The sequence below is a fragment of the Pseudomonas sp. 32_A genome (assembly GCF_017490905.1).
Classification (GTDB): domain Bacteria; phylum Pseudomonadota; class Gammaproteobacteria; order Pseudomonadales; family Pseudomonadaceae; genus Aquipseudomonas; species Aquipseudomonas inefficax.
The window spans coordinates 128,148-154,190 of sequence record NZ_JAFGYI010000004.1; the positions used below are offsets into that span (position 1 = coordinate 128,148).

At 62.0% G+C, this 26,043-nt stretch carries 21 protein-coding genes and 1 other RNA gene; 12 read left to right on the forward strand and 10 right to left on the reverse strand.

From position 1 onward, the window contains the following. Positions 1-759: 759 nt before the first annotated feature. The 6 genes from J5M58_RS04205 to J5M58_RS04230 form a co-directional block, all read right to left on the reverse strand. Positions 760-2,016, reverse strand: a complete 1,257-nt coding sequence (locus tag J5M58_RS04205; protein ID WP_207877270.1) for an integrase domain-containing protein — start codon at positions 2,014-2,016, stop codon at positions 760-762. A 187-nt stretch (positions 2,017-2,203) separates the two neighbouring features. Next, positions 2,204-2,595: a transfer-messenger RNA gene (ssrA, locus tag J5M58_RS04210) on the reverse strand. Between the two features lie 100 nt (positions 2,596-2,695). After that, positions 2,696-2,992, reverse strand: a complete 297-nt coding sequence (locus J5M58_RS04215; protein WP_207877272.1) for a hypothetical protein — start codon at positions 2,990-2,992, stop codon at positions 2,696-2,698. A gap of 214 nt (positions 2,993-3,206) precedes the next feature. Continuing rightward, positions 3,207-6,017 carry an FAD-binding and (Fe-S)-binding domain-containing protein gene (locus tag J5M58_RS04220; RefSeq protein WP_207877276.1) on the reverse strand — a complete coding sequence of 937 codons (2,811 nt, stop codon included), beginning with the start codon at positions 6,015-6,017 and terminating at the stop codon, positions 3,207-3,209. Between the two features lie 75 nt (positions 6,018-6,092). Continuing rightward, a complete protein-coding gene (gene lldD, locus J5M58_RS04225) occupies positions 6,093-7,238 on the reverse strand; it encodes an FMN-dependent L-lactate dehydrogenase LldD (protein ID WP_112249988.1) in 1,146 nt (381 codons plus the stop codon). A gap of 63 nt (positions 7,239-7,301) precedes the next feature. Further along, entirely contained in the window at positions 7,302-8,972 is a 1,671-nt protein-coding gene (locus tag J5M58_RS04230) for a lactate permease LctP family transporter (protein WP_015271872.1), read from the reverse strand. A gap of 254 nt (positions 8,973-9,226) precedes the next feature. Here J5M58_RS04230 and J5M58_RS04235 point away from each other — a divergent pair, with 254 nt between their 5' ends. After that, on the forward strand, positions 9,227-9,994 hold the full coding sequence (locus J5M58_RS04235; RefSeq protein WP_013974301.1) for an FCD domain-containing protein: 768 nt from the start codon (positions 9,227-9,229) through the stop codon (positions 9,992-9,994). Between the two features lie 135 nt (positions 9,995-10,129). Here J5M58_RS04235 and smpB read toward each other — a convergent pair whose 3' ends face one another. After that, positions 10,130-10,612, reverse strand: a complete 483-nt coding sequence (smpB, locus tag J5M58_RS04240; protein ID WP_112249989.1) for an SsrA-binding protein SmpB — start codon at positions 10,610-10,612, stop codon at positions 10,130-10,132. Positions 10,613-10,775: 163 nt separating this feature from the next. Between smpB and J5M58_RS04245 the strand changes: the two genes are divergently transcribed. Continuing rightward, positions 10,776-11,210 (forward strand): type II toxin-antitoxin system RatA family toxin, encoded by a 435-nt coding sequence (locus J5M58_RS04245; protein WP_112249991.1) that lies wholly within the window; start codon positions 10,776-10,778, stop codon positions 11,208-11,210. Between the two features lie 61 nt (positions 11,211-11,271). Here the strand turns inward: J5M58_RS04245 and J5M58_RS04250 are convergent, their stop codons facing one another. Continuing rightward, positions 11,272-11,805 (reverse strand): outer membrane protein assembly factor BamE, encoded by a 534-nt coding sequence (locus J5M58_RS04250; protein ID WP_112249993.1) that lies wholly within the window; start codon positions 11,803-11,805, stop codon positions 11,272-11,274. A 97-nt stretch (positions 11,806-11,902) separates the two neighbouring features. Between J5M58_RS04250 and fur the strand changes: the two genes are divergently transcribed. Further along, positions 11,903-12,307, forward strand: a complete 405-nt coding sequence (gene fur / locus J5M58_RS04255) for a ferric iron uptake transcriptional regulator (RefSeq protein WP_015271870.1) — start codon at positions 11,903-11,905, stop codon at positions 12,305-12,307. Positions 12,308-12,478: 171 nt separating this feature from the next. On the opposite strand, the gene recN is transcribed toward fur, so the two are convergent. Then, positions 12,479-14,152, reverse strand: a complete 1,674-nt coding sequence (gene recN, locus J5M58_RS04260) for a DNA repair protein RecN (protein ID WP_112249995.1) — start codon at positions 14,150-14,152, stop codon at positions 12,479-12,481. A 189-nt stretch (positions 14,153-14,341) separates the two neighbouring features. Here recN and grpE point away from each other — a divergent pair, with 189 nt between their 5' ends. The 8 genes from grpE to J5M58_RS04300 all read left to right on the forward strand — a co-directional run bounded on the left by grpE (position 14,342) and on the right by J5M58_RS04300 (position 24,754). Beyond that, positions 14,342-14,899 (forward strand): nucleotide exchange factor GrpE, encoded by a 558-nt coding sequence (gene grpE / locus J5M58_RS04265; protein WP_112249997.1) that lies wholly within the window; start codon positions 14,342-14,344, stop codon positions 14,897-14,899. Between the two features lie 101 nt (positions 14,900-15,000). Beyond that, positions 15,001-16,926: a molecular chaperone DnaK gene (gene dnaK / locus J5M58_RS04270; protein ID WP_207877278.1), complete on the forward strand. Its 1,926-nt coding sequence runs from the start codon at positions 15,001-15,003 to the stop codon at positions 16,924-16,926. A 196-nt stretch (positions 16,927-17,122) separates the two neighbouring features. After that, a complete protein-coding gene (gene dnaJ / locus J5M58_RS04275) occupies positions 17,123-18,247 on the forward strand; it encodes a molecular chaperone DnaJ (RefSeq protein WP_207877280.1) in 1,125 nt (374 codons plus the stop codon). Between the two features lie 13 nt (positions 18,248-18,260). After that, positions 18,261-19,067, forward strand: coding sequence for a 4-hydroxy-tetrahydrodipicolinate reductase (dapB, locus tag J5M58_RS04280; protein WP_112250001.1), 807 nt, complete (start codon positions 18,261-18,263; stop codon positions 19,065-19,067). A 326-nt stretch (positions 19,068-19,393) separates the two neighbouring features. Then, on the forward strand, positions 19,394-20,530 hold the full coding sequence (gene carA, locus J5M58_RS04285; RefSeq protein WP_207877282.1) for a glutamine-hydrolyzing carbamoyl-phosphate synthase small subunit: 1,137 nt from the start codon (positions 19,394-19,396) through the stop codon (positions 20,528-20,530). A gap of 105 nt (positions 20,531-20,635) precedes the next feature. Beyond that, complete coding sequence (gene carB, locus J5M58_RS04290; protein ID WP_112250004.1) at positions 20,636-23,857, forward strand: carbamoyl-phosphate synthase large subunit; 3,222 nt, start codon at positions 20,636-20,638, stop codon at positions 23,855-23,857. Continuing rightward, entirely contained in the window at positions 23,854-24,336 is a 483-nt protein-coding gene (greA, locus tag J5M58_RS04295; RefSeq protein WP_085625697.1) for a transcription elongation factor GreA, read from the forward strand. The genes carB and greA overlap by 4 nt, the downstream gene beginning before the upstream one ends. Beyond that, positions 24,314-24,754 carry an MFS transporter gene (locus J5M58_RS04300; protein WP_112250006.1) on the forward strand — a complete coding sequence of 147 codons (441 nt, stop codon included), beginning with the start codon at positions 24,314-24,316 and terminating at the stop codon, positions 24,752-24,754. The genes greA and J5M58_RS04300 overlap by 23 nt, the downstream gene beginning before the upstream one ends. A 141-nt stretch (positions 24,755-24,895) precedes the next feature. Here J5M58_RS04300 and yhbY read toward each other — a convergent pair whose 3' ends face one another. Further along, a complete protein-coding gene (yhbY, locus tag J5M58_RS04305) occupies positions 24,896-25,204 on the reverse strand; it encodes a ribosome assembly RNA-binding protein YhbY (RefSeq protein WP_003249945.1) in 309 nt (102 codons plus the stop codon). A 102-nt stretch (positions 25,205-25,306) separates the two neighbouring features. On the opposite strand from yhbY, the gene rlmE reads away from it, so the two are divergent. Continuing rightward, entirely contained in the window at positions 25,307-25,933 is a 627-nt protein-coding gene (gene rlmE / locus J5M58_RS04310; RefSeq protein WP_112250008.1) for a 23S rRNA (uridine(2552)-2'-O)-methyltransferase RlmE, read from the forward strand. Positions 25,934-26,043: the final 110 nt, after the last annotated feature.

Genomic DNA, 26,043 nt, shown 5'->3' on the forward strand with positions numbered 1-26,043 from the left:
GAGGCAGTGCTGGCTGACTAAACCAACGCCTGAAGATCCTGAGCCGGGTGAACGCAGCAGTGCGATGACCGGGGCATGCCTGACTGTCAGTCAGGTGCAGTCCATTCCCTGGTCTGCGGCACCATCATCTACATGGCTGTTGCTGGTGACATCGGCGTTTGTCACGCCGATTGTCACGAGGGGGATTGCCGCAAAGCCATGTGCGATGAGGGCTGCAGCAGTGCTAGAAGCGCCCGTCTCTTTCCAGAGAAAGAGACGGGCGCAGGTTGGCGCAAGATTCGGCCAAGCGGATTGGTTGCTGCAGGGCAGCGAAGTAGGAGGTGTTGCCTGGCGCACGAGGGCCATGATCTGAAGTAGGCATCCATCACCGGGGAGGTGACCGGGCGAGCTGCCGGATGCGAATCGCCATTTGGGGGAGAACCACCGCGAGAGCGGCGTGACCTTCAAGGCTCGGGCCACCTGGGTTGCTGTCATCGACAGCACTTGCACGGCCAGTTCTACGCCTGTGGATAAACGCAGTCAAGGTTCGAAAGTCAGCGCCACTTTTGACTTTAAGAGCGGTTATCCACCGCTGGAATTCCGTGGTAAATCCTGGACAACGTGGTCGCTTTTAGCTCTTCAAAGTTAGGTCCTTCCAAACAGGACGGCTTTGCAGCCCTGTTTGGAAGGACCCGCGCTGAAAGGCGGATAAACGAGGCTGCTTTCCCTGAATCTTGAACGCTCAATTGTTGTTGCTGCCGTTGATGCGCCTGCATAGCGCTAGCGTATCGGCACCACGTTCTTGTCTCTGATTTGGCCATATGCTGAAGCGAGCAGGCTGCCGGTGGCGGCTTTCTGGATGTACTCACTCCACCAAGCCATCATCGGGCGCCGGCGCTCGATGTAGTCGGCTCGGTTGTAGGCGCTGCGCACCTCATCCTTGTCGACATGCGCCAGTGCGACCTCAATCAGCTCCGGGTCCCACCCATGTTCATTCAAGATGGTGCTGGCCATCGAGCGCATGCCGTGGCTGACTAAGCGATCCTGGAAGCCCATGCGTTTCAACGCCATGTTGGCCGTTTGGCTATTGGCATGAGTACGCGGGTTTCTGTCAGCCGGGAAGACGTATTCGCGATGGCCGCTGTGAGTCTTCAGTGACTCCAGCAACGCGACAGCGTGATCACTCAAAGGAATGCTATGTGGGCGGCGCTTCTTCATCCGCTCCGTAGGGATAGTCCAAACGCGCCTTTCAAAGTCGATGTCTGCCCAGCAAGTAGTTGCCGCCTCGGCGGGGCGAGTCATCGTGTGCAACTGCCATTCGATCAGGCAGCGGGTAGTGCGTTTGATGCTGGCGTTCGCGATCTCCAGCATGAGCTCGGGGAGCTCTTCTGGCGGAAGCGCAGCCATGTTCTCTTTCTTGGGCTTCTTGAATACTGCCCTGATGCCGGTGAGCGGGTTGGCGAAGATCAGGCCGGAGTTGACGCCGTAGGTCATGATCTCGTTTAGCCGCTGGCTGAGACGCTTGACCGTTTCCAGGCTGCCTTTCGCTTCGATTGGGCGAAGCAGTCCGATCACCATCGGCGCAGTGATTTTCGCGAGTGGGGTCGTCTTCATATCGGGGAACACGTGCAGCGTGAGCGACCGCCAAATGTCCTCGGCGTAGGCCGGGGTAACCGAGTCTTTTTTGAGCTCGAACCAGGCGGTAGCCACGTTCTCGAAGGTGTGTTCCGTTTCTGCGCGCTTGGCTTCATTCAACGTATTGCGTTGCACCTTCGGATCGATGCCCTGGGCGAGCAACTCGCGTGCATCGACTGCCATCTTTCGTGCGTTGGCTAGTGACAGTTCGGGGTAGGTCCCAAAGCCGATGTTGATGCGCTTCTTGGTCACCGGTTCGCGGTAGTTGAAATTCCACAGCAACGAGCCGTTGCTGCGTACGCGGAGCTGTAAACCGTCACCGTCAGTGAGGACGTAATCCTTGGACGCGGGTTTGACTCCCTTGAGCTGTCGATCGGAGAGGCGGAGGTTTTGAGCAGGCATGAGATTGTCCTCAAGCACTGATTCGGTATTCCAAAGATTAGCACCGGATGGGCTGGAATACCGTCTGGAATACCAGAATGGCTGGAACTCAAAAACTCTCAAAAGACCGCAAAAACGCTGGAGGCCGCGTATTTGCTGGGTCGCAGGCACAAAAAAAGACGTCCGTGGACGTCTTTGTTTGATCATTTGGTGGAGCCGGGGGGATTTGAACCCCCGTCCGCCAGTACTCCGCTGTCGGTACTACATGCTTAGCCGTGTCTACTGAGTTAATCCGCAGCCGCCCGACGGGCAGGGTGCTTTGGACGAGTTGGGTAAGTTTTAGTCGCTTTGCCCCCAACGTGCTACACGACGATCCTGTTCTGTATGACAATCATTTCGGGTTTACAGGCATCCCCTGATGATTGCTGGAGCCGAAGCTACCAGGAGAGCGGGCTCAGCTGCTTACGCAGCGAGAGCGTAGCCCTCGTAGTTTTCGTCATTGGCAACTATAGAAAGTTGCAACAGTGGATTTACGAGTTCTGTTACCAACTCGGCATGCACCTAGAGTTTCGCTACCGGCGTCGAATCCTAATCGGCCCCACACTAGCTCTTGGCTAACGCACCTTACGGCACGTGATGCGGAGTATACGCCATTGTGCGGGCGACGTCGACTGCCGGCCCGATCGCCCGCTTTCTGGCCTCACGCGCCGCTACCACCGCCGCTGGTGCCGCTGCCTTTCTCGGTTTTTTCCAGGCGCTCCAGCACTTTGCTGGTGATGGCGATACATTCCTTGGTGTCGCCTGCGGCCTGGGCAGCCTTGGCTTTGTCGACGTGCTCGGTGATGGCCTTGTCCAGGCCTTCGGAGGTGGCCCCGGCGGTGGCCATGCTGTCGTCGATCTTTTGCAGATTGGTGGTGCACAGGTCTTCGGCGGCAAACACCGGGGAAGCCAGCAGGGTCGCGGCCGCGAACAGGGCCGAAAGCGCGGTACCTTTCATGGGAGTCTCCTTCTGGGCCTCTGGAGGGTGGGCCTGTAAGGGTGGACTGTGGGGGATTGGCGGGGGTTCAATCGGGATGGTGAAGGGGTGGAATGATGGTGGGGATGGCACCGGCTTTGCCGGTGTTCGCGGGTGAACCCGCTCCCACATGGAATTGGGTTGGCTCGTGGTGTGCGCTGTACCGGTGGGAGCGGGCATGCCCGCTCCCACAGGGTCAGATGCTGCGGGGGCGGGTGACGCGGTCGACCAGGTAGACCAGGCCATGATAGTCGATGCCGCTGTGGCTGCTCAGGCCGATCTCGCAGGTGCGACTGGTGGAGATGCCTTCGCTGCAATACTGCACCGCATCCTTCAGGCTACGCAGCGAGTGGGCGTTCAGCTCGGGGGTGGTGAAGCCTTTGTCGCCGGCGAAGCCGCAACAATGGATGCCTTCCGGGATGACCACCTGCTTGCTGCAGCGCCGCGCCAGGTCGATCAGCGCCTGGCTTTCGCCAAGGTGCTGGGTGCTGCAGGTCACATGCACGGCCACCGGCTCGTCCTGGGGGGTGAACTCCAGGCGCTCGACCAGGTGGGTGCGGATGAAGCGCACCGGGTCGTACAGGTCCAGCCGGCTTTCGCCCAGATCCTGCACCAGGCGCAGGGTGCAGGGGCTGGTGTCGCAGTAGATCGGGTCGAGGCCGCCGCGGCTGGCGTGCAACAGAGCGGCGATCAGTTCCTGGCGCTTGTGTTCGGCCTGCTCGGGGTAGCCCTTGGAGGCGAACGGCTGGCCGCAGCACAGGTTGTCGGCGTTGTCGGGGAACACCACCTGGTAACCGGCCTTTTCCAGCAGGGCGCGGGTCTTGTCCAGCAGCGAGCTCTGCTCGCGGTCGGCATAGGCCGGGCCCATCACCCGCGAGACGCAGGCGGCCAGGTACACCACCCGAGGGCGGGCGTCGTTGCTGGCCGGGCCGAAGTCCAGTGGGCGCAAGGGTTGTGGCATCGCCGGGGTCCACTGCGGCAAGCGGCCTTTGCTGGCTTTGTTCAGCGAGGCGCTCAGGCGGCCCAGGCGTGGGGCGCCGAGCAGCTTGCGGGCGGTGTTGGCGGCGGTCAGGGTCAAGCGCGCGCCACCCAGGGCGGTGTGGAAGTGTTCGGCCAGCCAGTCGGCGGTTTTTTCGTGCCCGGCGGCCTGGCTGCGCAGTTTTTTCACCAGTTCGCCGGTATTGATGCCGACCGGGCAGCGCTGGGCGCACAGGCCGGTCGCGGCGCAGGTGTCGATGCCTTGGTACTGGTAAGTCTGGCGCAGTTCACGGGTATCGATGCCGGCGCGCTGCTTGGCCTGGATGTCACGCCACATGACGATGCGCTGGCGCGGGCTGAGGGTCAGGCCTTTGGACGGGCAAACCGGTTCGCAGAAGCCGCATTCGATGCACTTGTCGACGATCTCGTCGGCAGCGGGCAGCGGCTTGAGGTTCTTCAGGTGAATGTCCGGATCCTCGCTCAGCACCACGTCGGGGTTGAGAATGCCGTTGGGGTCGAGCAGACGCTTGAGCTTCCACATCAGCTGGTAGGCGTCATGGCCCCACTCCAGCTCCACGAACGGTGCCATGTTGCGCCCGGTGCCGTGTTCGGCCTTGAGCGAGCCGCCGAACTCCACCGCCACCAGTTGCGCCACATCGTCCATGAAGGCCTGGTAGCGGGCGACTTCCTCGGCACTGTTGAAGCCCTGGGTGAAGACAAAATGCAGGTTGCCTTCCAGGGCGTGGCCGAAAATGATCGCTTCATCGTAGCGGTGCTTGTCGAACAGCTGGATCAGGCGGTTGACGCCTTCTGCCAGTTGCTCGACGGGGAAGGTGACGTCTTCGATGATGACAGTGGTGCCGGTCTGGCGTACGGCACCGACGGCGGGGAAGGTGTCCTTGCGGATCTTCCACAGCTGGTTGTACACGACCGGGTCTTCGCTGAAGTCCACCTGCTGTTCCAGCGGGAAGTCGGCGATCGAAGCCATCACCTGTGGCAGCTGTTCATGCAGCAGGCTCTGGCTGGCGGCGCGGGACTCGATCAGCAGGGCACAGGCATTGTCCGACAGGCCTTTTACCCACAGCGGCATGCCGGGCATGTCCTGCACTGAGCGCAGGCTGCGGCGGTCGAGCAGTTCTACCGCAGAAACCGGCTGGCGCTTGAGCACGGTCACCGCGCGGCAGCAGCTTTCCACGCTGGGGAACACCAGCAGGGCGCTGGCCTTGTGCGGGTGGTCGGGCACGGTGTCGTAAGTGACGGCGCTGATGAAGCCCAGGGTGCCTTCGGAGCCGACCAGCAGGTGCTGAAGGATATCCAGGGGTTGGTCGTAATCCACCAGCGCATTCAGCGACAGGCCGGTAGTATTCTTCAGCCGGTATTTGTGCCGGATGCGCTCGGCCAGGGCGGTGTTGGCGCGTGTTTCACGGCCCAGCTGGGCCAATGCTGCCAGCAGGTCGGCATGGCTGCGTTCAAAGGCGGCAACGCTGGCCGAGTCTTCGCTGTCCAGGCGCGTGCCGTCGGCCAGCACCAGGCGCAGGCCGGCCAGGGTATGGTAGGTGTTCTGCGCGGTGCCGCAGCACATGCCGCTGGCGTTGTTGGCGACGATGCCGCCGATCTTGCAAGCATTGATCGACGCCGGGTCGGGGCCGATCTTGCGCCCGAAGGGGGCCAGCCAGGCGTTGGCCTGGGCGCCGATGACGCCGGGCTGCAGGCGGATCTGCTCGCCTTGGCCGCGGATTTCGCGGCCGTTCCAGTTATCGCCCAGCACGATCAGTACCGAGTCGCTGATGGCCTGGCCGGACAGGCTGGTGCCGGCGGCGCGGAAGGTGACCGGCACCCGCTCGCGCTGGGCCAGTTTGATCAGGCCGACCACCTCGTCCTCGGACTCGACGCGTACCACCAGCTTGGGGATCAGCCGGTAGAAACTGGCGTCGGTGCCGAAGGCCAGGGTGGAGGTCGGGTCGTCGAAGCGGCGTTCGGCGGGGATCAGGCGCTCGGCATCACGCAGGAATGCGGCGGGCAGGCTCATGCAGTCTCCTCGCGGGGCTGTGGCGTCTGTGCGCCACATGCCCCGGGTCAATCAGGCGGTCGTTCTTGCGGGCGCTCAGGCGCCCAGTTCGCGTACCAGCGAGTCGCGGGTGATTTCGCTGATCGACTTGGCGCCGGTCAGCACCATCGCTACGCGCATTTCCTTCTCGAACAGCTCCAGCAGGTTCTTCACCCCGGCCTGGCCGTGCACGGCAAGGGCGTAGAGGAAGGCGCGGCCGATCAGTACGGTATCGGCGCCCAGGGCGATCATGCGCACCACATCGAGGCCGCTGCGGATGCCGGAGTCGGCAAGGATCTTCAGCTCGCCTTTGACCGCGTCGGCAATCGCCGGCAGGGCGCGGGCGCTGGACAGCACGCCGTCGAGCTGGCGGCCGCCGTGGTTGGACACGACGATGCCGTCGGCGCCGAAACGGACCGCATCGCGGGCGTCATCGGCATCAAGGATGCCCTTGATGATCATCGGGCCGTCCCAGAAGTCGCGAATCCATTCCAGGTCTTTCCAGGAAATGGACGGGTCGAAGTTGTTGGCCAGCCAGCCGATGTAGTCGGCAAGGCCGGTGGGGTTGCCACGGTAGGTGGAAATGTTGCCCAGGTCGTGTGGGCGCCCCATAACGCCGACATCCCACGCCCACTCGGGGTGGGTCATGGCTTGCAGCACGCGACGCAGCGGGCCGTTCTTGCCACTCATGCCGGAGTGGGCGTCGCGGTAGCGGGCGCCGGGTGTCGGCATGTCGACGGTGAACACCAGGGTCTTGACCCCGGCGGCCTTGGCCCGCTCCAGGGCGTTGCGCATGAAGCCGCGGTCCTTGAGCACGTACAGCTGGAACCACATCGGCCGGTCGATGGCCGGGGCGACTTCTTCGATCGGGCACACCGACACCGTCGACATGGTGAACGGAATGCCGTGGGCCGCCGCCGCGCGCGCTGCCTGCACTTCGCCACGGCGGGCGTACATGCCGGTGAGGCCGACCGGGGCCAGGGCCACCGGCATGCTCAGGGTTTCGTCGAACAGCTTGGTCTGAAGGCTGAGCTCGGACATGTTCTTCAGCACGCGCTGACGCAGGGCAATGCTGGCCAGGTCCGAGACGTTGTGGCGCAGGGTGTGCTCGGCGTAGGCGCCGCCGTCGGCATAGTGGAACAGGAAGGGAGGCAGCTTGCGTTGGGCCGCGGCGCGATAGTCGGTAGAGGCAGAAATGATCATGGATTCTCGCAGCGTTGCTTGTGGGGATTGCCGGGCGCGCCATGGCGCCCGGCCCCTTTCACTTTAGTGATGAACCAGCATGCCGGTCAGCCAGTAGGCCTGGATCAGGGTGATCAGGCCGACGATGGTGGCGAAGAACAGGCTGTGCTTGACGGTGAAGCGGAACAGGTCGGATTCCTTGCCGACAAGGCCGGTGGCGGCGCAGGCCACGGCGATCGACTGCGGCGAGATCATCTTGCCGGTCACGCCGCCGCTGGTGTTGGCCGCTACCAGCAGGGTGTCGTTGACCCCGATCTGGTGCGCGGTAGTGGCCTGCAGCGAGCTGAACAGGGCGTTGGACGAGGTGTCGGAACCGGTGAGGAACACACCCAGCCAGCCGAGGAACGGCGAGAAGAACGGGAACGCGGCACCGGTACCGGCCAGCACCAGGGCCATGGTCGAGGACATGCCCGAGTAGTTGGTGACGAAGGCGAAGGCCAGCACCATGCCGATCGACAGGATTGGCCAGCGCAGTTCCCAGAAGGTTTCCTTGAAAGTGGTCAGACCAGTTTTGAAGTTGATCTTCAGCACGGCCATGGAGATCAGCGCCGAGAGGAAGATCGCGGTGCCGGTGGCAGAGATCGGGTCGAGCTTGAACACCGCTGGCATGGCGGTTGGCGCGGCGACGATCGGCGCGGTCTTGATCACCAGTTGGTCGAGGTGCGGGATGGCGAAGTTGAACACGAAGTTGTACATCGCGCCGCCTGGGGCGAAGGCCGCCTTGAACGGCTTCAGGGTCCAGATGGTGACCAGCACGGTGAGGATCAGGAACGGCGACCAGGCTTTGAAGATTTCGCCAAAGCTGTAGGGGCTTGGCTGGCTGCCGCTTGGTTGTACCACGGCGGCGCCGACGCTGCCTTTGGCTTCGGCGAACGAGCGCTTGGGCTGCCAGACTTTCAGGAACAGGGTCAGGGCGATCAGGCTGGCCAGGGCCGAGGTGATGTCCGGCAGTTCCGGGCCGATGAAGTTCGAGGTGAAGTACTGGGTAACCGCGAAGCTCAGGCCGGCGACCAGGGCGGCAGGCCAGGTTTCTTTCACGCCACGCAGGCCGTCCATCATGAACACCAGCCAGAACGGCACGAACAGCGACAGCAGCGGCAGCTGGCGACCGGTCATGGCGCCGATGTGGAAGGCGTCGATGCCGGTGACCTGGCCGGCCACGATGATCGGGATGCCCAAGGCGCCGAAGGCCACCGGCGCGGTGTTGGCGATAAGGCACAGGCCGGCGGCGTACAGCGGGTTGAAGCCCAGGCCCACCAGCAGCGCGGCAGTGATTGCCACCGGTGCGCCGAAGCCCGCCGCACCTTCCAGGAAGGCACCGAAGCAGAAGCCGATCAGCAGCACTTGCAGGCGCTGGTCGTCGGTAATCGACAGTACCGAGCTGCGGATCACTTCGAACTGGCCGCTCTTGACCGTGAGTTTGTACAGGAACACCGCGGCAACGATGATCCAGGCAATCGGCCAGAGGCCGTACAGGAAGCCATAACCCGCGGCGGCGAAGGCCATGTCGACAGGCATCTGGAAGGCGAAGATTGCCACCAGGATCGACAATGCGAGGGTGATGCTGCCGGCCACGTGGCCTTTGAGGCGGAACACGGCGAGGGCAAGGAAGAAGAAGACGATGGGAATGACCGCCGCCAGTGCGGACAGGCCAAGACTACCAAGCGGGCTATAGATTTGTTGCCAGGTTTGCATATGGGGTGGCCCCTAATTGTTGTTGGTCAGGCACTGGCATTGGATAATTGGTAAGACCAATTTACAATGACTGGGCGCTAGGTTAAAAGCGTCTTCGTGGGTGTGTCAATTTGTCCCGTGCAAAACTTTGGTCGCGTGCCGATGAGCGGGCGCCTGATGAGCTGGGAAAATCGTCGCCTGGTGGGTGTTTGCGTGACCTGGATCGGCGAGAATAGCCACCCCTGAAATTGCCGGGGGTTTGTGGAGAGCATGTGATGGTTTTTGATCAGGTCCGCCAACGGCGCCTGTCCGACGACATCGTCGATCGGTTGGAAGGGATGATTCTGGAAGGCACGCTGACCTCGGGGCAGCGGTTGCCGGCCGAGCGCGTCCTTGCCGAGCAGTTCGGCGTGTCCCGCCCGTCACTGCGTGAGGCGATCCAGAAGCTGGTGGCCAAGGGGCTGCTGGTCAGCCGCCAGGGTGGGGGCAATTTTGTTGCCGAGTCTCTGGGGTCCACTTTCAGCGACCCGTTGCTGCAGCTGCTCGAGCACAGTGCCGAGGCGCAGCGTGACCTGCTCGAGTTTCGCCATACGCTGGAAGCGTCCTGCGCCTACTACGCGGCCCAGCGCGCCACCCAGCCGGACCGCGCGCGGCTCAAGGCGGCCTTCGATGCGCTGCAGGACTGCTATGCCAGGGCCGACGAAGTGACCCGGGCGGAAGAGGGCGCGGCCGATGCGCGCTTTCACCTGGCGATTGCCGAGGCCAGCCATAATGCCGTGCTGCTGCACACTATTCGGGGCTTGTTCGACCTGCTCAAGCGCAACGTGGTAACCAACATCGGTGGCATGTACCAGCAACGGACCGAGACCCGGGACATGCTGATCAGCCAGCACCGGGAGCTGTACCTGGCGATAGTCGAGGGCCGGGCGGAGGATGCTCGGGAAGTTTCCAGCCGGCACATTCTGTATGTGCAGGAGGTGCTGGAAGAGGCGCACGAAGAAGCGCAGCGAGTGGCGCGGGCGGAGCGGCGTAGCGGGCGCTGAGATTTGTACTGGCAGTGCTGGCATCTTCGCGGGTAAACCCGCTCCCACAGAGATTGCACCGAATCTGAACTCAGTGTTAATCCTGTGGGAGCGGGTTTACCCGCGAAGAGGCCGGAACAGGCCAAAGAAGAGCTATTACTCTTCCTTGCCCTTGTTCCGCACAGCCCGCTGCAGCTCGCGGTTGGAATCACGCTCGCGCACGGTGTCGCGTTTGTCGAATTCCTTCTTGCCCTTGCCCAGTGCGATTTCGCACTTGATCAGGTGCTTGCTCCAGTACAGCGACAGGGCCACGCAGGTGTAACCCTTTTGTGCCACGGCCGCTTCCAGGCGCTCGAGCTCGCGCTTGTTCAGCAGCAGCTTGCGGGTGCGGATGGGGTCGGCGATGACGTGGGTGCTGGCCGTGGTCAGCGGGGTGATGTGGCTGCCGAACAGCCAGGCCTCACCGTCCTTCAGCAGCACGTAGCTGTCAGTCAGGTGAGCCTTGCCGGCTCGCAGGCTTTTTACTTCCCAGCCGGACAGGACCAGCCCGGCCTCGAACTTGTGTTCGATGAAGTAATCGTGTCGCGCTTTCTTGTTCTGCGCGATGGTCCCGGTCGGATGTTTTTTTTGCTTAGCCATAGGGGCGGCATTATAGGCAAGTCGGCGCGTCGTCCGCTATGGGATTTCGGTGTGCTTGAGCCACTGCAATGAATACCGGACAATACCGACGCTGTCATAGCTACAGAAAATGTTTTCGGCGCGTTGCGAAGCGACGCCACCCAGCCTTGGAAGTGACGCCTGGATGACTACCCATATTCAACGCTCCGCCCTGCTGCCATACCCCGCCCAGGCGCTGTATGACCTGGTCAATGATGTCGCCAGCTACCCGGAATTTCTGCCTTGGTGCTCCGATTCCACGGTGCTGGAAGCCAGCGACACGCACATGCGCGCCAAGCTCGAAGTGGCCAAGGGTGGCATGAGCCAGCACTTCGTCACGCGCAACGTGCTGGTGCCGGGGCAGTCCATCGAGATGAACCTGGAAGAGGGGCCGTTCACCCAGCTGCATGGTTTGTGGGTGTTCAAACCGTTGGGTGACAAAGCCTGCAAAATCAGCCTGGACCTGTCGTTCGACTATGCCGGCCCGCTGGTGCGCGCCACCCTGGGCCCGCTGTTCAACCAGGCGGCGAACACGCTGGTGGATGCGTTCTGCCAGCGCGCCAAGCAGCTGAATACCTGACTGAAAAAGCGGCAACAAAAAGCCCGGACCAGGTCCGGGCTTTTTTGTATCTGCTCGCCGCTTATTGAGGCGAGGTTTCCAGTGGAGCCGGAGTCGGGACCGGGGTGGTCTCGATGGTGTCGATCTCGCGCTGGATGGATTCTTCCACCGAGCCTGGCTTGGCCGGTTTTTCTTCAGGCTGCACGGTTGGCTGCTCTGGCTGGTTGGCCGGGCTGACCGTGGTGTCGCTGCTGCCACCGAGGATTTCCTGGTCGCGGCTGACGCCTGGCATGAAGTCGCCAGACAGGCTGACCAACTGATCGCTTTCGTTGAAGAACACGCTCATGCGTTCTTGCTGGCGTTTGCCGCCGCCTGGCTGCAGGCTGTACAGGTAATCCCAACGGTTGGTGTTGAAGGTGTCCTGGATCAGCGGGTTACCCATGATAAACCTTACTTGCCGGCGGGTCATTCCGGGGCGCAATTGGTCTATCATGTCTTGCGTAACGACATTGCCCTGCTGGATGTCGATTTTGTAAACCCCGGGAAACGAGCAACCGGCGAGTGCGAGCAGTCCCGCGAGGGCGAGGCTGTTTAGCAAGAGCTTGGTGTTTTGCATCGGTGGGCGACTTCCACTATCTTGGCTGGACAACGTAAACCCCGATCATACCCGTATTAAGAGAAGCTGCGAAGCAGCATCGGCGAGAAAGCTGACCATGGTTGAAAATAGCGAATTGCGCAAAGCCGGTCTCAAGGTGACCCTGCCTCGAGTCAAGATCCTTCAGATGCTCGACTCCACCGAGCAGCGTCACATGAGCGCCGAGGATGTCTACAAGGCGCTGATGGAGGCTGGCGAGGACGTGGGCCTGGCCACCGTCTATCGCGTACTGACCCAGTTCGAAGCGGCGGGTCTGGTGGTTCGCCACAACTTCGACGGCGGTCATGCGGTGTTCGAACTGGCCGATGGCGGTCACCACGACCATATGGTCAACGTGGAGACCAGTGAAGTCATCGAGTTCATGGATGCCGAAATCGAGAAGCGCCAGCGCGAAATCGTGGCCGAGCATGGCTACGAGCTGGTGGACCACAATCTGGTCCTGTACGTGCGTAAAAAGAAGTAACGATTTAATCGTTATGGATGGCAAAGGCGACCTTCGGGTCGCCTTTGTGCTTTCTGGGGCTGGGAGGTGTGTCGTTTGTTTCGGCCTCTTCGCGGGTAAACCCGCTCCCACAGGTATTGCGAATATCCTGTGGGAGCGGGTTTGCCCGCGAATAGCCTGAAAAATTAAGGCTCAGGCCTTGCCGCTCACCACCATCTTTCGCGCATGCGCCAGGGATTCCTTGGTCAGGTCGATGCCGCCGAGCATCCGCGCCACCTCTTCGACCCGCTCGCGTTTGCCCAGGCTGGCCACGGCGGTGTGGGTAGTGTCGCTATTGCGCACCTTGTGCACGAACAGGTGGTGATGCCCCTGTGCCGCCACTTGCGGCAGGTGGGTTACGGTCAGCACCTGGCCGCGCTCGCCCAGGCGGCGTAGCAGTTGGCCGACGATTTCGGCGGTAGGCCCGCCGATGCCGACGTCGACTTCGTCGAACACCAGGGTGGGAATGCGCGAGGTCTGCGCGGTAATCACCTGGATCGCCAGGCTGATGCGCGACAGCTCACCACCTGAAGCGACCTTGGCCAGGCCTTTGAGCGGTTGGCCGGGGTTGGCGCTGACCAGTAGCTCGATCTGCTCCAGGCCATGGGGTGACAGGTCTGCGCTTTCGTTGGGGGTGAGCGCGATGCAGAAGCGCCCGCCGGGCATGCCCAGGCGCTGGATTTCCTGTTCGACGGCCACCGCCAGCTGCTGCGCGGCCTGCTGGCGCAGGGCGCTGAGCTCGCGGGCCTTCTCTTGGTAATGCTGGGCGAAGGCAGCCAGCTCTTCACCCAGCTGCTCGATCGACTCGTCACTGGCGTTCAGGCTTTCCAGCTCTTCCATCAACTGCTGCTGCAGGTGGGGCAGTTCGGCCGGGTGCACACGGTGCTTGCGCGCCAGCGTATAGATAGTGTCGAGGCGTTCTTCCAGCGCCTGTAGGCGCATGGGGTCGGCGTCGAAGTTGTCGAGGAAACGGTTGAGCTCGCCCACGGCTTCCTCGACCTGGATCTGCGCACTGGCGATCAGGTTGGCCGCTTCGCCCAATGCCTTTGGCGAGTTGGTGGCGGCGCCCAGGCGGTTGAGGCTGGAGGTGAGGGCGCTGAGTACGTTGCCCGAATCGCTTTCGCTGCACTGGTCGATGACCTGGCGGCAGATGGCGAACAGCGCTTCGGCGCTGGTCAGGTTCTTGTGTTCCTGCTCCAGCTGCTCCAGCTCGTGTTCGCCCAGGCCGAGGTTGTCCAGCTCCTCCAGCTGATAGCTCAGCAGCTGATGGCGAGCGCGTTGCTCGTCACCGGAATTGGACAGGCGCTCCAGTTCCAGGCGGGTCTGGTTCCAGCGCTTGGCGGCCAGCTGCACCTGGCGAGCCAGGTCGACGGCGCCGGCATACTCGTCAAGCAGGCGGCGGTGGGTGTCGGTCTTGAGCAGCGACTGGTGCTCGTGCTGGCTGTGAATGTCGATCAGCAGCTCGCCGAGCGCCTTGAGGTCGCCAAGCGGGCAGGGCGTGCCATTGATGTAGCCACGGCTGCGGCCTTCGGCGGTGATCACTCGGCGCAGGATGCACGGGCCGTCGTTGTCCAGGTCGCGTTCGGCCAGCCAGGTATGCGCTTCGGGGATGTCCACCAGGTCGAAGGTGGCGAGGATGTCTGCCTTGTCCGTACCAGGGCGCACCACGCCGCTGTCGGCCCGGTCACCCAGGGCCAGGCCGAGGGCATCGAGCATGATCGATTTGCCGGCGCCGGTCTCGCCGGTGATGACGGACATGCCACGGGCGATCTCGAGGTCGAGGTGCTCGACGATGGCGTAGTTGTGAATGGACAGGTGCACCAGCATGGGGCCGCTCCCGAAAGTCAGGTCTGGTTATTTATACAGTACTTTTTTCAGGCCTGCCAATGCCCCTCGGCAGATTCTGTTCGGTGCGGAAAGCACCTTGCCCCTTGAAGCTGGTTTTTCCGGCCCCATATAGCCGACATCCAAGGCGAGCCTGGCTCGCAGTCCAGAAAATTGCGCAGGAGAGACCCCATGGCTGACGAGCAGCTGAACGAAAAAGACCTTAACGTTGAAGAAACCGGTGCAGAAACCACTGCTGACGCCCGTGTTCTGGAACTCGAGGAACAGCTGGCCGCCGCCAAGGACCAGTCGCTGCGCGCCGTTGCCGACTTGCAGAACGTGCGCCGTCGCGCCGAGCAGGATGTCGAGAAAGCCCACAAGTTCGCCCTGGAGAAGTTCTCCAGCGACCTGCTGCCGGTGATCGACAGCCTGGAACTGGCCCTGGCCCATTCGAGTGCCGAAGACGAGCACGTCAAGCAGATCCGCGAAGGTGTCGAGCTGACCCTGAAGATGTTCCAGGACACCCTCAAGCGCTACAACCTCGAAGCGGTCGACCCGCATGGCCAGCCGTTCAACCCTGAGCACCATCAGGCCATGGCCATGCAGGAAAACGCCGAAGTAGAGCCGAACAGCGTGCTGAACGTGTTCCAGAAGGGCTACCTGCTCAACGGCCGCCTGCTGCGCCCCGCCATGGTGGTGGTCAGCAAGGCGCCGAGCGCGCCACAACCCTCGATCAATGAGAAGGCTTGAAATCCTCCGGGGCATCCCCATCTAGGTGTCAAGCGTTCAAGTATTACCGCAGTTGGCCAAAGTAGTCGCTGCTACCAAATTCAAGTTTCGGGAGAGTTAACATGGGCAAAATCATCGGTATCGACCTGGGGACCACCAACTCGTGCGTCTCCGTCCTGGAAAACGGTAACGTCAAGGTCATCGAAAACGCCGAAGGCGCGCGTACTACCCCTTCGATCGTGGCCTACGCCAACGACGGCGAAATCCTGGTCGGTCAGTCGGCCAAGCGCCAGGCTGTCACCAACCCGCACAACACCCTGTTCGCAGTGAAGCGCCTGATCGGCCGCCGCTTCGAAGAAGACGTCGTGCAGAAAGACATCAAGCTGGTGCCATACAAGATCGTCAAGGCCAGCAACGGCGACGCCTGGGTGCAGGCCAGCGGCAAGGACATGGCGCCGCCGCAGATCAGCGCCGAAGTGCTGAAGAAAATGAAGAAGACCGCCGAAGACTACCTCGGCGAGCCAGTTACCGAAGCGGTCATCACCGTTCCGGCCTACTTCAACGACAGCCAGCGTCAGGCCACCAAGGATGCCGGTCGCATCGCTGGCCTGGACGTAAAACGCATCATCAACGAGCCGACTGCCGCTGCACTGGCGTACGGCATGGACAAGGCCAAGGGCGACCACACTGTCATCGTTTATGACCTGGGTGGCGGTACCTTCGACGTTTCGGTCATCGAAATCGCCGAAGTCGACGGAGAGCATCAGTTCGAAGTACTGGCTACCAACGGCGACACCTTCCTGGGTGGTGAAGACTTCGACATGCGCCTGATCGACTACCTCGTCGACGAGTTCAAGAAAGAGTCCGGCATGGACCTGAAGAACGATCCGCTGGCACTGCAGCGTCTGAAAGAAGCCGCTGAAAAGGCCAAGATCGAACTGTCCTCCGCTCAGTCGACCGACGTCAACCTGCCGTACATCACTGCAGACGCTACCGGTCCGAAGCACCTGAACGTGAAGATCTCCCGCGCCAAGCTGGAGTCGCTGGTCGAAGACCTGGTTGCCCGTACCATCGAGCCTTGCCGTATCGCTCTGAAGGACGCCGGCATCGATGCCGGCAAGATCGACGACGTGATCCTGGTCGGTGGCCAGACCCGTATGCCGCTGGTACAGAAAGCCGTTGCCGACTTCTTCGGTAAAGAAGCGCGCAAGGACGTCAACCCGGACGAAGCCGTGGCCATGGGTGCTGCCATCCAGGGCGCCGTACTGGCCGGTGACGTGAAGGACGTACTGCTGCTGGACGTCAGCCCGCTGACCCTGGGTATCGAAACCATGGGTGGCGTGATGACTTCGCTGATCGAGAAGAACACCACCATCCCGACCAAGAAGTCGCAGGTGTTCTCGACTGCCGACGACAACCAGGGTGCCGTGACCATTCACGTGCTGCAGGGTGAGCGCAAGCAGGCTGCCCAGAACAAGTCGCTGGGCAAGTTCGACCTGGCTGACATTCCGCCGGCTCCACGTGGCGTGCCGCAGATCGAAGTAACCTTCGACATCGACGCCAACGGCATCCTGCACGTCAGCGCCAAGGACAAGGCCACCGGCAAGTCGCAGTCGATCGTGATCAAGGCCAACTCTGGCCTGTCGGACGAAGAGATCGAGCGCATGGTGCGTGACGCCGAGGCCAACGCCGAGGAAGACCGCAAGTTCGAAGAGCTGGCCGCTGCCCGTAACCAGGGTGATGCGCTGGTTCACTCGACCCGCAAGATGGTCGCGGACGCTGGTGACAAGGTTACCGCTGAAGAGAAAACGGCCATCGAGGCTGCCGTTGTTGCCCTGGAAGCCGCTGTCAAAGGCGACGACAAGGCTGCCATCGATGCCAAGGTCGAAGAGCTGTCCAAGGTCTCGGCACCGGTTGCCCAGAAGATGTACGCCGAGCAGTCGGCTGAACAGCCTCAGGGTGGCGCGCAGCAGGCCGAGCCGGAAGCCAAGCACGATGACGTGGTTGACGCCGAGTTCGAAGAAGTGAAAGACAACAACAAGCAGTAATCCCTGCATGTTGTCGGCCAGTTCACCGTCGTTTGGCGGTGAGCTGGTAGGATGTCACCGCGCGGGGGCTTGCTCCCGCGTTGGCGTATCTGGAATTCGAGAATTTTTACAGCATCTGTCAGTGGCCCTGTGGGCAAAAGGCAGGTGCTGATGGCGCGGCGCAGATGCCAGACGCCCAACAAGGTGCAAATGACCTATGTCCAAGCGTGATTATTATGAGGTTCTGGGTGTCGAGCGCGGCGCCAGCGAAGCTGACCTCAAGAAGGCTTACCGTCGCCTGGCGATGAAGTACCACCCGGACCGCAACCCGGGCGACAAAGAGTCGGAAGACAAGTTCAAGGAGGCCAACGAGGCCTACGAAGTGCTGTCCGATGCCAGCAAGCGTGCTGCGTTCGACCAGTACGGTCATGCCGGGGTGGACCCGAGCATGGGTGGCGGTGGTGCCGGTTTCGGCGGTGCCAACTTCTCCGACATCTTCGGCGATGTGTTCAGCGACTTCTTCGGTGGCGGTCGCGGTGGCGGCCGTGGCGGTGCCCAACGCGGCAGCGACCTGCGTTACACCCTCGAGCTGAACCTGGAAGAGGCGGTGCGCGGCACCACGGTCAGCATTCGCGTGCCAACGCTGGTCAACTGCCAGCCGTGCGACGGCTCCGGTGCCAAGAAGGGTTCGACCCCGTCCACCTGCCCGACTTGCGGTGGTATCGGCCAGGTGCGCATGCAGCAGGGCTTCTTCTCGGTACAGCAAACCTGCCCGCGCTGCCATGGCCAGGGCAAGATCATTACCGACCCCTGCACCTCGTGCCGCGGCGAAGGCCGTGTCGAGGAGTACAAGACGCTGTCGGTCAAGGTGCCAGCGGGTGTCGATACCGGTGACCGCATTCGCCTGTCGGGCGAGGGCGAGGCGGGTACCCATGGTGGCCCGACTGGCGACCTGTATGTGGTGATCAACGTGCGCGAGCACGAGATCTTCCAGCGTGATGGCAAGCACCTGTACTGCGAAGTACCGATCAGCTATACCGATGCCGCCCTGGGTGGCGAGCTGGAAGTGCCGACCCTCGATGGTCGGGTGAAGCTGAAGATCCCGGAAGGCACCCAGACCGGCAAACAGTTCCGCCTGCGTGGCAAGGGTGTTGCACCGGTGCGCGGTGGTGGTGCGGGTGACCTGCTGTGCCGTGTTGCGGTGGAAACCCCGGTCAACCTCAGCCGCCGTCAGCGCGAGTTGCTCGAAGAGCTGCGTGATTCGCTGGAAGGTGATAGCTCCCACTCGCCCAAGGCCAGTGGCTGGTTCGATGGCGTGAAGCGCTTCTTCGGCGATCTCTGACAAGGAAATGGCTATGCGACGTATTGCAGTGATGGGCGCGGCAGGGCGAATGGGCAAGACCCTCGTCGAAGCCGTGCAACAACAGGCGCCCCAGGCAGGCCTGACGGCAGCGATCGACCGCCCGGACAGTACGCTGGTGGGGGCTGATGCCGGCGAGCTGGCAGCCCTGGGCCGTATCGGTGTGCCGATTTCCGACGACCTGGCCAAGGTGGTCGACGAATTCGACGTGCTGATCGACTTCACCCACCCTTCGGTGACCCTGAAGAACCTGGCATTCTGCCGCAAGGCGGGCAAGGCCATGGTCATCGGCACAACCGGCTTCACTCCGGAAGAGAAGCAGCAACTGGCCGAAGCCGGCAAGGAAATCCCGATCGTCTTCGCTGCCAACTTCAGCGTCGGTGTCAACCTGTGCCTGAAGCTGCTGGATACCGCGGCGCGCGTGCTGGGTGATGATGTGGATATCGAAATCCTCGAGGCGCACCACCGGCACAAGGTCGATGCGCCGTCGGGTACCGCGCTGCGCATGGGTGAAGTGGTTGCCCAGGCGCTGGGCCGTAACCTGCAGGAAGTGGCCGTATACGGCCGTGAAGGGCAGACCGGTGCGCGTGAGCGCCAGACCATCGGCTTCGCCACCGTGCGTGCCGGTGATGTGGTGGGTGACCATACCGTGCTGTTCGCCGCCGAAGGCGAGCGCGTCGAGATTACCCACAAGGCTTCCAGCCGCATGACCTTCGCCAAGGGCGCCGTGCGTGCGGCGCTGTGGCTGGACGGGCGCGAGCCTGGTTTGTACGACATGCAGGATGTGCTCGAACTGCGCTGAGCCGTTGGAGCGGTGCTGGCTTCTTCGCGGGTGAACCCGCTCCACAGGAATTATGCAGGGCTCAGCCTTTGCGCGGTCCCTGTGGGAGCGGGTTTACCCGCGAAGCAGGCGCCGCGAATGTCAGCCTGTCGCATTCATGTGTTTTAGAGACACATCTGCGGTAGACCGAAAACGCACTTTTCTGTAAGCTACAGCTTTAGTGTGTCCACTAAAAGCGCGCAGCGAATTGAATTCAGCACATGAAAGCGGGGTGACGTGTCCATACGTCACTCCGCTTTTTTGCAACCTGCGATCGCCCTTTCATGCTTGATTTACGGGAGGTCTTCTTGACAAAGCCAGCCATACTCGCCCTTGCCGACGGCAGTATTTTCCGCGGTGAAGCTATCGGTGCCGACGGTCAGACCGTTGGTGAGGTGGTATTCAACACCGCTATGACCGGCTACCAGGAAATCCTTACAGACCCTTCCTACGCGCAGCAAATCGTTACCCTGACCTACCCGCACATCGGCAACACCGGTACTACTCCGGAAGATGCCGAGTCGAACCGCGTCTGGTCCGCTGGCCTGGTCATCCGTGACCTGCCGCTGCTGGCCAGCAACTGGCGTAACACCCAGTCGCTGCCTGAGTACCTCAAGGCCAACAACGTCGTCGCCATCGCCGGCATCGACACCCGTCGCCTGACCCGAATCCTGCGTGAAAAGGGCGCTCAGAACGGTTGCATCCTCGCCGGTGACAACATCAGCGAAGAAGCTGCCATCGCCGCTGCTCGCGCCTTCCCGGGCCTGAAGGGCATGGACCTGGCCAAGGTCGTTTCCACCAAGGAACGCTACGAGTGGTGCTCCAGTGTGTGGGAGCTGAAGACCGACAGCCACCCGACCATCGAGGCCGCAGACCTGCCTTACCACGTGGTCGCATTCGACTACGGCGTCAAGCTGAACATCCTGCGCATGCTGGTTGCTCGTGGCTGCCGCGTGACCGTGGTACCGGCCCAGACCCCGGCCAGCGAAGTACTGGCACTCAACCCGGACGGCGTGTTCCTGTCCAACGGCCCAGGTGACCCCGAGCCGTGCGACTACGCCATCCAGGCGATCAAGGAAATCCTCGAGACCGAGATCCCGGTATTCGGCATCTGCCTCGGCCACCAGCTGCTGGCCCTGGCTTCCGGCGCCAAGACCGTGAAAATGGGTCACGGCCACCACGGTGCCAACCACCCGGTCCAGGACCTGGACACCGGCGTGGTCATGATCACCAGCCAGAACCACGGCTTTGCCGTTGACGAGGCCACCCTGCCGGGCAACGTCCGCGCCATCCACAAGTCGCTGTTCGACGGCACCCTGCAGGGTATCGAGCGTACCGACAAGAGCGCGTTCAGCTTCCAGGGCCACCCTGAAGCGAGCCCAGGCCCGACCGATGTCGCGCCACTGTTCGATCGTTTCACCGATGCCATGGCCAAGCGCCGCTGAGCATCCTGCTTCAAGGCCCCGGGCCGGCTTGCGCCGCGCCCGGAAGCGCCTGACCCAGATTGTTCAAAGCGGCTTGCCGACTGACCCCGGATTTGAGTGACAACCATGCCAAAACGTACAGATATCAAAAGCATCCTGATTCTCGGCGCTGGCCCGATCGTGATCGGCCAGGCCTGCGAATTCGACTACTCCGGCGCCCAGGCCTGTAAAGCCCTGCGCGAGGAAGGTTTCCGCGTCATCCTGGTGAACTCCAACCCGGCCACCATCATGACCGACCCGGCCATGGCCGACGCCACCTACATCGAGCCGATCAAGTGGCAGTCTGTGGCCAAGATCATCGAGAAAGAGCGCCCGGACGCCGTCCTGCCGACCATGGGTGGCCAGACCGCACTGAACTGCGCCCTGGACCTCGAGCGCCACGGCGTTCTGGAAAAGTTCGGTGTAGAGATGATCGGCGCCAACGCCGACACCATCGACAAGGCTGAAGACCGTTCGCGCTTCGACAAGGCCATGAAGGACATCGGCCTGGAGTGCCCGCGCTCCGGGATCGCCCATAGCATGGAAGAGGCCTATGCGGTCCTCGAGAAGCTCGGCTTCCCGTGCATCATCCGCCCGTCGTTCACCATGGGCGGCACTGGCGGTGGTATCGCCTACAACCGTGAAGAATTCGAAGAAATCTGCACCCGTGGCCTGGACCTGTCGCCGACCAAGGAACTGCTGATCGACGAATCGCTGATCGGCTGGAAAGAATACGAGATGGAAGTGGTCCGCGACAAAAAGGACAACTGCATCATCGTCTGCTCGATCGAGAACTTCGACCCGATGGGCGTGCACACCGGTGACTCGATCACTGTTGCCCCGGCGCAGACCCTGACCGACAAGGAATACCAGATCATGCGCAACGCCTCGCTGGCGGTGCTGCGTGAAATTGGTGTGGAAACCGGCGGTTCCAACGTGCAGTTCGGTATCTGCCCGAACACCGGCCGCATGGTCGTGATCGAGATGAACCCGCGCGTTTCGCGTTCCTCGGCGCTGGCTTCCAAGGCTACCGGCTTCCCGATCGCCAAGATCGCCGCCAAGCTGGCCATCGGTTACACCCTCGACGAACTGCAGAACGACATCACCGGCGGTCGTACCCCGGCATCCTTCGAGCCGTCGATCGACTACGTCGTCACCAAGCTGCCACGCTTCGCCTTCGAGAAATTCCCGAAAGCCGACGCCCGCCTGACCACCCAGATGAAATCCGTGGGTGAAGTCATGGCCATCGGTCGTACCTTCCAGGAGTCCCTGCAGAAAGCCCTGCGCGGCCTGGAAGTAGGCGCCTGCGGTCTCGACCCGAAAGTCGACCTGGCCAGCCCGGAAGCTTCCAGCATCCTCAAGCGCGAGCTTACCGTGCCAGGTGCCGAGCGCATCTGGTACGTCGCCGACGCCATGCGTTCGGGCATGACCTGCGAAGAAATCTTCAATCTGACCGGCATCGACATGTGGTTCCTGGTGCAGATGGAAGACCTGATCAAGGAAGAAGAGAAGGTCAAGACCCTGGCCCTGTCGTCGATCGACAAGGACTACATGCTGCGCCTCAAGCGCAAGGGCTTCTCTGACCAGCGCCTGGCCAAGCTGCTGGGTATCACCGACAAGAACCTGCGCCGTCACCGCCACAAGCTGGAAGTGTTCCCGGTGTACAAGCGCGTCGATACCTGCGCTGCCGAATTCGCCACCGACACCGCCTACCTGTACTCCACCTATGAGGAAGAGTGCGAGGCCAACCCGTCGACCCGCGACAAGATCATGATCCTGGGTGGCGGTCCTAACCGTATCGGCCAGGGTATCGAGTTCGACTACTGCTGCGTACACGCCGCACTGGCGCTGCGTGAAGACGGTTACGAGACCATCATGGTCAACTGCAACCCGGAAACCGTCTCCACCGACTACGACACCTCCGACCGCCTGTACTTCGAGCCGCTGACCCTGGAAGACGTGCTGGAAGTGTGCCGCGTCGAGAAACCGAAAGGCGTGATCGTCCACTACGGCGGCCAGACCCCGCTGAAACTGGCCCGCGCCCTGGAAGAAGCCGGCGTACCGATCATCGGTACCAGCCCGGACGCCATCGACCGCGCCGAAGACCGCGAGCGCTTCCAGCAGATGGTGCAGCGCCTGAACCTGCTGCAGCCGCCAAACGCCACCGTGCGCAGCGAAGAAGAAGCCATCAGCGCCGCTGGCGGCATCGGCTACCCGCTGGTCGTGCGCCCGTCCTACGTACTGGGCGGCCGTGCCATGGAAATCGTCTACGAGCTGGACGAGCTCAAGCGCTACCTGCGTGAAGCCGTACAGGTTTCCAACGACAGCCCGGTACTGCTGGACCACTTCCTCAACTGCGCCATCGAGATGGACGTGGATGCGGTGTGCGACGGCACCGATGTGGTAATCGGCGCGATCATGCAGCACATCGAGCAGGCCGGCGTTCACTCCGGTGACTCGGCGTGCTCGCTGCCACCTTACTCGCTGAGCAAGGAAGTGCAGGACGAAGTCCGCGTACAGGTCAAGAAAATGGCCCTGGAGCTGGGCGTGGTCGGCCTGATGAACGTGCAGCTGGCATTGCAGGGCGACAAGATCTACGTGATCGAAGTCAACCCGCGCGCTTCGCGTACCGTGCCATTCGTGTCCAAGTGCATCGGCACTTCCCTGGCGATGATCGCGGCCCGCGTCATGGCTGGCAAAACCCTGAAAGAGCTGGGCTTCACTCAGGAAATCATCCCGAACTTCTACAGCGTCAAGGAAGCCGTCTTCCCGTTCGCCAAGTTCCCGGGGGTTGACCCGATCCTCGGCCCTGAGATGAAATCGACCGGTGAAGTCATGGGTGTCGGTGACAGCTTCGGTGAAGCCTTCGCCAAGGCCCAGATGGGAGCCAGCGAAGTGCTGCCGACCGGCGGTACCGCGTTCATCAGCGTGCGTGACGACGACAAGCCGCAAGTGGCTGGCGTTGCCCGCGACCTGATCGCCCTGGGCTTCGAAGTGGTTGCAACTGCCGGCACTGCCAAGGTTATCGAAGCGGCTGGCCTGAAAGTGCGCCGTGTGAACAAGGTGACCGAAGGTCGCCCGCACGTGGTCGACATGATCAAGAACGACGAAGTGTCGCTGATCATCAACACCACCGAAGGCCGCCAGTCGATCGCCGATTCCTACTCGATTCGTCGCAATGCGCTGCAGCACAAGATTTACTGCACCACCACCATTGCGGCCGGTGAAGCCATCTGCGAGGCGCTGAAATTCGGTCCGGAAAAGACCGTTCGTCGTCTGCAGGATCTGCATGCAGGATTGAAAGCATGAGCATTACCAAGTACCCGATGACCGTCCAGGGCGCTCGCGCCCTGGAAGAGGAGTTGCTGTTCCTGAGCAAGACCGAGCGTCCGCGCCTGAGCCAGGCTATTGGCGAAGCACGCGAGCTGGGTGACCTGAAGGAAAATGCCGAATACCACGCTGCTCGTGAAGAGCAGGGCATGGTCGAGGCGCGTATCCGCGATATCGAAGGTCGCCTGCAGAACTCGGTGGTGATCGACGTGACCACCATCGCTCACACCGGCAAGGTGATTTTCGGTACCACCGTGGTACTGGCGAACACCGAAACCGATGATGAAGTGACCTACCAGATCGTTGGCGAAGATGAAGCCGACGTGAAGAAAGGCAAGCTGTCGAGCAGCGCCCCGATCGCCCGTGCCATCATTGGCAAGGAAGAAGGGGATACCGTTGTCGTGAAGACGCCGAACGGTACGGTCGAGTACGAGATTGTCGAAGTCAAGCACATCTGACCGGCGCCTGCGGGCGCCATCCCTCGAGGGGATCCTCTGGCAGCTGGCCCAGGTTTTCTGGGTCGGTGGCCTGTGGGTGTTCCACGTGGGGCTGGTGCCCGCGCTCAAGGTCAGTGGCCTGGCACCGCTGCTGGTGCAGGACATCGCCGGGCAGATCGACCGCTGGTTGATTGGTGTGGCGATGCTTGGCTTGCTTATCCAGTTGGTCGTGCTGGCCAAAGTGGACGGCCTGCCGGCCTGGTGGCGGCAGTTCCGGGGGCAGATGCTATTGCTCGGCCTTGGCGCCTGCGTGGGGTATTACACCTTGCGCTACGGTATTTCCGTGGGCGAGCGCTGGCAGATGTTCTGCTTCCTGGTACTGGGCTTTTCCGGCATCGTGCTGGTGGCCCAGCCAGTACCGGTCAGGTTGCGCCGCTAAACGGCTCGAGATTACTGGGGCCGCTTTGCGGCCCATCGCCGGCAAGCCGGCTCCCACACCGACCGCATCAGATTCAGGCCATGCGCCGTACCTGTGAGAGCTGGCTTGCCGGCGATGGGCTGCGCAGCAGCCCCTTTGCCGTTACTTGTAACGGTGGATGTTGGACAGCTGCTTGTTCGGCTGTGGGTTCTTGCGGTAGATCAGGGCTTTCTTGCCGATGGTCTGCACCAGCTCGGCACGGCCGGCCTTGCACAGTTCGGCAATGGTCTCGGCACGTTCTTCGCGGTCTTCCGAGCGAATTTCGACCTTGATCAGCTCATGGTCGACCAGAGCACGCTCCAGTTCGGCGATGACGCCTTCATTCAAACCGTTGCCAGCAACGATCAGGACCGGCTTCAGGTCATGACCAATGGACTTGTATTGCTTCTTCTGCTCGTTATTGAGCGGCATAATCTGACCCTTTCCGTCTGATTCTGTAAAATTGACCGGCATTTTACCCGAGGGCCACCGGCTCCGCCCAGTCAATCACGACGCATATCATCGAGGTGCCCCGTGGTACAACGTTCAAAAAGCAGCGCAAACTGGCTGCGAGAGCATTTCAACGATCCTTTTGTGAAACAGGCACAAAAGGATGGCTACCGCTCGCGTGCGAGCTACAAATTGCTGGAGATCCAGGAAAAGGACCGGCTGATCCGCCCAGGCATGAGCGTGATCGACCTCGGCGCGGCTCCTGGGGGCTGGTCGCAGGTGACCAGTCGTCTGATTGGTGGCCAGGGCCGCCTGATCGCTTCCGACATCCTGGAGATGGACTCGATCCCCGATGTGACCTTCATCCAGGGCGATTTCACCCATGATGAAGTGCTGCAGCGCATTCTCGAGGCCGTCGGCGATTCGCACGTAGACCTTGTGATTTCCGACATGGCCCCCAATATGAGTGGTACGCCTGCGGTGGACATGCCGCGGGCCATGTTCCTCTGCGAGCTGGCGCTCGATCTGGCAACCCGCGTGCTAAAGCCCGGCGGCGACTTCCTGATCAAGATTTTCCAGGGCGAAGGTTTCGATGTGTACCTCAAGGACGTGCGCAGCAAGTTCGAAAAGGTACAGATGCGCAAGCCATCGTCGTCGCGTGACCGTTCCCGCGAGCAGTACCTGCTGGGCCGGGGCTTCAAGGGGGCGTGAAAGGCGGCAAGCGGGGTGGCCGATAGTTATTTCCAATCGGCCGCTGCGTCAGGATCGTCCGAACTTCGTGTAGTCTAGCTTTCACAAAGGGTTACAGACGGTGCCTGCGG

Bases quoted from the DNA above. Each gene is read 5' to 3' on its own strand.
- smpB (WP_112249989.1), bottom strand. From the start codon at position 10,612: ATGGCTAAGCAAAAAAAACATCCGACCGGGACCATCGCGCAGAACAAG.
- lldD (WP_112249988.1), bottom strand. From the start codon at position 7,238: ATGATCATTTCTGCCTCTACCGACTATCGCGCCGCGGCCCAACGCAAG.
- dnaJ (WP_207877280.1), top strand. From the start codon at position 17,123: ATGTCCAAGCGTGATTATTATGAGGTTCTGGGTGTCGAGCGCGGCGCC.
- grpE (WP_112249997.1), top strand. From the start codon at position 14,342: ATGGCTGACGAGCAGCTGAACGAAAAAGACCTTAACGTTGAAGAAACC.
- yhbY (WP_003249945.1), bottom strand. From the start codon at position 25,204: ATGCCGCTCAATAACGAGCAGAAGAAGCAATACAAGTCCATTGGTCAT.
- J5M58_RS04245 (WP_112249991.1), top strand. From the start codon at position 10,776: ATGACTACCCATATTCAACGCTCCGCCCTGCTGCCATACCCCGCCCAG.
- J5M58_RS04235 (WP_013974301.1), top strand. From the start codon at position 9,227: ATGGTTTTTGATCAGGTCCGCCAACGGCGCCTGTCCGACGACATCGTC.
- J5M58_RS04230 (WP_015271872.1), bottom strand. From the start codon at position 8,972: ATGCAAACCTGGCAACAAATCTATAGCCCGCTTGGTAGTCTTGGCCTG.
- fur (WP_015271870.1), top strand. From the start codon at position 11,903: ATGGTTGAAAATAGCGAATTGCGCAAAGCCGGTCTCAAGGTGACCCTG.
- recN (WP_112249995.1), bottom strand. From the start codon at position 14,152: ATGCTGGTGCACCTGTCCATTCACAACTACGCCATCGTCGAGCACCTC.
- carB (WP_112250004.1), top strand. From the start codon at position 20,636: ATGCCAAAACGTACAGATATCAAAAGCATCCTGATTCTCGGCGCTGGC.
- dnaK (WP_207877278.1), top strand. From the start codon at position 15,001: ATGGGCAAAATCATCGGTATCGACCTGGGGACCACCAACTCGTGCGTC.
- J5M58_RS04215 (WP_207877272.1), bottom strand. From the start codon at position 2,992: ATGAAAGGTACCGCGCTTTCGGCCCTGTTCGCGGCCGCGACCCTGCTG.
- J5M58_RS04220 (WP_207877276.1), bottom strand. From the start codon at position 6,017: ATGAGCCTGCCCGCCGCATTCCTGCGTGATGCCGAGCGCCTGATCCCC.
- greA (WP_085625697.1), top strand. From the start codon at position 23,854: ATGAGCATTACCAAGTACCCGATGACCGTCCAGGGCGCTCGCGCCCTG.
- J5M58_RS04205 (WP_207877270.1), bottom strand. From the start codon at position 2,016: ATGCCTGCTCAAAACCTCCGCCTCTCCGATCGACAGCTCAAGGGAGTC.
- J5M58_RS04250 (WP_112249993.1), bottom strand. From the start codon at position 11,805: ATGCAAAACACCAAGCTCTTGCTAAACAGCCTCGCCCTCGCGGGACTG.
- dapB (WP_112250001.1), top strand. From the start codon at position 18,261: ATGCGACGTATTGCAGTGATGGGCGCGGCAGGGCGAATGGGCAAGACC.